The organism is Streptomyces sp. NPDC005566, assembly GCF_040605575.1.
Lineage (GTDB): Bacteria > Actinomycetota > Actinomycetes > Streptomycetales > Streptomycetaceae > Streptomyces.
Genome location: NZ_JBEXDB010000049.1, coordinates 1 through 5,940 on the forward strand (window position 1 = coordinate 1; position 5,940 = coordinate 5,940).

General features: G+C 70.0%; 2 protein-coding genes. Both read right to left on the minus strand.

The genetic code is table 11. The features are described 5' to 3' along the window. Positions 1-5,223, minus strand: a 5,223-nt coding sequence (locus tag ABZS61_RS34570) for an SDR family NAD(P)-dependent oxidoreductase (protein ID WP_356430424.1), incomplete at its 3' end; no start/stop codon positions are given. 36 nt (positions 5,224-5,259) lie between these two features. After that, positions 5,260-5,940, minus strand: a 681-nt coding sequence (locus ABZS61_RS34575; protein WP_356430427.1) for a beta-ketoacyl reductase, incomplete at its 5' end; no start/stop codon positions are given.

Genomic DNA, 5,940 nt, shown 5'->3' on the forward strand with positions numbered 1-5,940 from the left:
CAGGACCGTCTCCAGACGCTCCTGGGTCAGGGCGGTGAACACACCGTCGTCGAGGACACCCGCCGCATGCACGACACCGGTCAGCGGAGCCTCGGCCGGGATGCCCGCGAGGACGGCAGCGAGAGCGTCGCGGTCGGCGGCGTCACAGGCCACGATCCGTGCCTGGGCACCCAGCTCGGCGAGATCTGCGACCAGATCGGACACGCCAGGCGCGTCAGAGCCACGGCGGGACAGCAGCACAAGGTGGCGGATGCCGTGTTCGGTGGCAAGGTGGCGGGCGAGGAGTCCACCGAGGGTGCCGGTGCCTCCGGTGATCAGTACGGTGCCGTCCGGGTTCGGACGGGCGGGGAAGGACAGGACGTTCTTGCCGATGTGCTTGGCCTGCGCCATGTGACGCCAGGCGGTGACCGCCTCGCGTACGTCCCACACCGTCAGCGGCAACGGTTCGAGCACACCCTGCTCGAACAGCGCGACCACCTCGGCGAGAATCCGGCCCATGCCCTCCGGACCCGCATCCGACAGGTCGAACGCGAAGTACGGGACGTCAAGACCGGTGCGGACGTCAGCCTTGCCCATCTCCAGGAACCGGCCACCCGGCGCCAGCAGCCTCAGCGAGGCGTCCACGAACTCGCCCGCCAGGGCGTTGAGGACGACGTCGATGCCCTGCCCGTCCGTCGCGGTCCGGATGCGCTCCTCGAAGGTGAGGTCGCGGGAAGAAGCAATCCGTGAGGGGTCGATCCCGTTGGCGATGAGGGTGGGCCACTTGCCGGGACTGGCGGTGGCGTACACCTCCAGGCCCCAGTGCCGGGCCAGTTGTACCGCGGCCATGCCGACACCGCCGGCCGCCGCGTGGATCAGCACCGACTCACCGGGCCTGACCCCGGCCAGGCCCTGCAGCCCGTACCAGGCCGTCGCGAACACCACCGGCAAGGACGCCGCCTGCGCCCACGACCAGCCCTCGGGCATGCGGGCCAGCAACTTCCGGTCCGTCACCGCCTCGGCGGCGAACACACCGGTGAAGAAGCCGAACACCCGGTCCCCGACGTGAAGGTCTTCGACGTCAGGGCCCACCTCGACGACCACACCGGCCGCTTCGGAACCCATCACACCGGGCTCCGGGTACATGCCCAGCCCGAGGAGCACGTCACGGAAGTTCACACCCGCCGCACGGACCTCGACCCGCACCTGGCCGCTTTCCAGCGGCAACGTGCCGGCCGTCTCCATGTGCAGAGACTCCAGCGTGCCGTCCGTACCGGGCAGCAGACGCCAGGTGTGGTCCGGCAGCACCAGCCCGCCCCTCACGGCCCGCGCCAGACGGGGCACCAGCAGCGCACCGTCACGGACGGCGACCTGCGGCTCGTCGACGCCGGCCAGCAGCGCAAGGTCAAGCCGCTCTTCGGTGGCCGGGTCGGCATCGACCAGGACGATGCGTTCCGGGTGCTCCGACTGCGCCGAGCGCACCAGCCCCCACACCGCCGCACCCATGAGGTCGACGGTTTCACCGTCATCGGCCGGGACCGCGCCGCGGGTCAGCACCACCAGGCGTGAGCCGAACGTGCCCTCGTCAGCCAGCCACTCCTGCACACCCCGCAGGACCTCACCCAGCACCTGCTCAACCGGACCGTCACCGGCCGCCGACAGCACCGTCCACGCCGGAACCTCCGGCGTCTCGCCGGAAGCACCAGCACCCGGCGGCACCGTCACCCACTCCACCGCGAACAGCGCCTCGTCCGCGTGCCCGGCCGACGACAACTGCTCCGCCGACACCGCCCGCGACACCAGAGAGCGGACAACCGCGACGGGCATACCGGTCCCGTCGGCCGCCTGAACGGTGATGCTTTCGCCCTCGGGGCGGATGGCCACGCGCAACGTGGTCGCCCCGACCGCGAACAGCTCCACACCCGACCAGGCGAACGGCAGCCGGGGCTTCTGCTCCCCCGGCCCTTCGGACAGGAGATTGGCCGGATGCAGTGCGGCGTCCAACAACGCCGGGTGGATGCCGAATCTGTCGACCTGGCCCACACCCGGCTCCGGCAGCACCACGTCGGCGTACACACCGGACTCGTCACGCCAGGCCGCCTGAACACCCTGGAACGCCGGGCCGTAACCGAAGCCCACCCCGGCCAACGCCTCGTAGAAGCCGTCGACATCCACGGCATGCGCGCCCTGCGGCGGCCAGGCACTCAGGTCGAAGTCAGCCTCCGCGCCGGCTTGTTCAGCCAGCGAACCCGCAGCATGCAACGTCCACTCGTCCGTGCTGTCCACCCGGCCGTAGATCTCAACCGGCCTGTCTCCGGACTCATTCGGCCCGGTGACACACACTTGGACCTGGACGCCTCCGGACTCGGGCAGCACCAGCGGCGCCCGCAGCACCAGCTCCCGAAGCAGACCGCAGCCCACCTCCTGACCGGCCCGCAGAACCATTTCCACCAATGCGGCACCAGGCACCACCACCTGGTCCAGCACAAGGTGATCTGCAAGCCAGGACTGCGCACCCAACGCGAGCCGGCCGGTCAGCACCACCGCATCGCCATCGGCGAGCGCTACTGTCGCGCCCAGCAAAGCATGCCCTGCACTCGTCAGGCCGACAGCGGCCAGGTCCCCGGCGCCCGGGTTCGGCTGCGGCCAGAACCGCTGCTGCTGGAACGCATACGTCGGCAGATCAACGACCCTGCCGCCCCAGCCGGCGAACAGCTTCGTCCATTCGACGTCGACTCCGGACGTCCACAGACGACTGACCGCGCCCAAGGCAGTGTCCGTCTCGTCCCGGTCCTTGCGTAGGACGGGGACGAACTCCGCGCTCGTGACGGTCTCCTGTGCCATGCCGGACAAAACGCCGTCGGGGCCGAGTTCCAGGTACCGCGTCACGCCCATGGCTTCGAGGGCTGTGACACCGTCGGCGAAACGAACCGCCTGCCGCACCTGGTTGAGCCAGTACTCCGGCCGCTGCATGACACCGGGTTCGGCCACCGCACCGGTCAGGTTCGACACGATCGGGATGTCGGCCGGGTGGAAGGTCAGCCCGGACAGGACGATTGCGAACTCGTCAAGCATCGGCTCCATCAGCGCGGAGTGGAACGCGTGCGACACCGACAGCACGTTGAACCGCAAGCCACGGGCCGCACACCCGGCCGCGTAGAGCTCGATGGCTTCGGTGGTGCCGGAGAGGACCACGGAGTTCGGGCCGTTGACGGCGGCGAGGTCCAGGCCGGAGTCGGCGACGTCGGCTTCGGTTGCCTCGACGGCGAGCATGCCACCGCCGGCGGGCAGCGCCTGCATCAACCGGCCGCGCTCCGCGACCAGAACGCATGCGTCGTCCAGATCAAGGATTCCGGCCACATGCGCGGCGCTGATCTCACCCAGGGAGTGGCCCAGGAGCACGTCCGGGGTGACCCCCCAGGACTCCACCAGCCGGAACAGGGCGACCTCGAGAGCGAACAGGCCCGCCTGCGCCCACATCGTCTGATCGAGACCGACCCCATCGGTCAGAACCTCGCGCAGTGAACGCTCCAGCCGAGCGTCGAGCCGGGCACACACTGCGTCGAAGGCCTCAGCGAACACCGGAAACGCCTCATACAGGCCCAGGCCCATACCCGCACGCTGGGAACCCTGGCCGGTGAAAAGGAACGCGGTCCCGCCCTCGCTCGCGACACCGGTGGCGAGCGCCCCCTCCCCGGACAGCACCGCGCGGTGCTCCAGCGCGGCACGCGTCGTCGCCAGCGACCAGCCGACGTCCACCGGATCCAGCTCCGGACGCTCGGCCGCGAACTCCCGCAGCCGTTCCGCCTGCGCCTGCAGCGCGGGCTCTGACTTCGCCGACACCACCCACGGCACGAGCCCGGGCGCCTGCCGCGTCACAGCGATCGGCTCCGGCTCCGGAGCCTGCTCAAGGATCACATGCGCGTTGGTGCCGCTGATCCCGAAGGACGAGACGCCCGCACGCCGCGGCCGACCTGCCTCCGGCCAGGAACGCGCCTCCGTCAGCAGCTCCACCGCGCCCGCCGACCAGTCCACCTGAGGCGACGGCTCATCCACATGCAACGTCGCCGGCAGCACGCCGTACCGCATCGCCATGACCATCTTGATCAGACCCGCGACACCCGCCGCAGCCTGGGTATGACCGATGTTCGACTTCACCGACCCCAGCCACAACGGCTCACCGGCCTCGCCCCGATCCTGACCGTACGTCGCCAGCAGCGCCTGCGCCTCGATCGGGTCACCCAACCGCGTCCCGGTCCCGTGCGCCTCGACGACGTCGACGTCGGCGCCGGTGAGACGAGCGTTGGCGAGAGCCTGGCGGATGACCCGCTGCTGCGAGGGACCGTTCGGCGCCGTCAGACCATTGCTCGCACCGTCCTGGTTGATCGCACTGCCCCGGACCACTGCGAGGATCCGGTGTCCATGGCGTTGTGCATCCGACAGCCGCTCCAGCAACAGCAGGCCGACGCCCTCGCCCCAACCCGTTCCGTCGGCCCCTGCCGCGAACGCCTTGCAGCGGCCATCGGCGGCCAGACCGTCCTGCCGGTCGAACTCCACGAACGCAGCCTGGGTGGACATCACCGTCACACCGCCGACCAGGGCCAGGCCGCACTCCCCCGACCGCAGCGCCCGCGACGCCAGGTGGAGTGCCACCAGCGACGACGAGCACGCCGTGTCCACCGTGACCGCCGGGCCCTCCAGCCCGAACGCGTAGGCCACCCGGCCGGAGATCACACTGGCGCTCGCGCCGGTGGAGACGTACCCCTCCGCCTCGTCCGCGTTCAGCAGAGACGCGTAGTCCTGGCCGTTCGTGCCGACGTAGACGCCGGTCCGGGTGCGCCGCAGTGACCTCGGGTCGATCCCGGCGGACTCGAAGACCTCCCAGGCCGACTCCATCAGCAGACGCTGCTGCGGGTCCATGGCGAGCGCCTCGCGCGGCGATATCCCGAACAACGACGCGTCGAACCGGTCGGCGTCGTGGAGGAAGCCGCCTTGGCGGACGAAGTCGCCCTCGTCGCTCCAGCCACGGTTGTCCGGGAAGTCGCCGATGCCGTCGACGCCGTCGCGGACCAGCCGCCAGAGGTCTTCCGGGGAGCGGACGCCACCGGGGAAACGGCAGCTGACACCGACAACGGCGATCGGCTCGTGTTCGCGTTCCTCGACCTGCCGCAGCGACCGCTGGGCCTGGCGCAGCTCCGTGGTCATCCACTTGAGCTGATTGAGGAGCTGTACTTCATCCGCCATGGCCGTTGCCCTTCACGGGAGGTGTCTGAACGCTGTTCACTGCGGTCCCCCGAATTCCTTCTGGATCAGCTGCAGTACTTCGTCGGCGCTGGCCGCCTGATCCAGCACGTCGTCGGCGACTGACTCTTCGTCCGGGGCAGTGCCCTTACGCCAGTTCGTCAGGAGGGCCTGCAGCCGGCCCGAGACGTCGAACCGTTCGCCCTCGGCGCGGGACAGCATCAGCAGGGACGTCTCGAGGCGGTCGATCTCCTCGGCCACCGAGGCCGCCTGCTGCGCTTCGCCGGGGGTGAGCTCCGTGCGGAGGTGGTCGACGAGGGCTTCAGGCGTCGGGTGGTCGAAGACGAGGGTGGTGGGCAGTCGCAGCCCGGTCCGCGCGGACAACAGGTTGCGCAGTTCGACCGCCATCAACGAGTCGAAGCCCAGATCCCGGAACGCACGATCCGGCTCCACCGCCTGCACCCCGGAATGACCAAGCACAACAGCGGCCTGAGCCCGGACCACATCCAGCAGCACCTGACGCCGCCTGCCCTCCGGCACACCCTCAAGCTCTTCCCGCAAGCCCGGCCCACCGCCACCTGCCGGCAACACCGGCACCACACCGACCGCCTCCGGAAGCTCCGCGAGCAGACGACTGGGACGCGCCGACACGAACCCGGGAACAAACCGCTCCCAGTCGATATCCGCCACCGTCACATCCACACCACCACGAACCGCCTC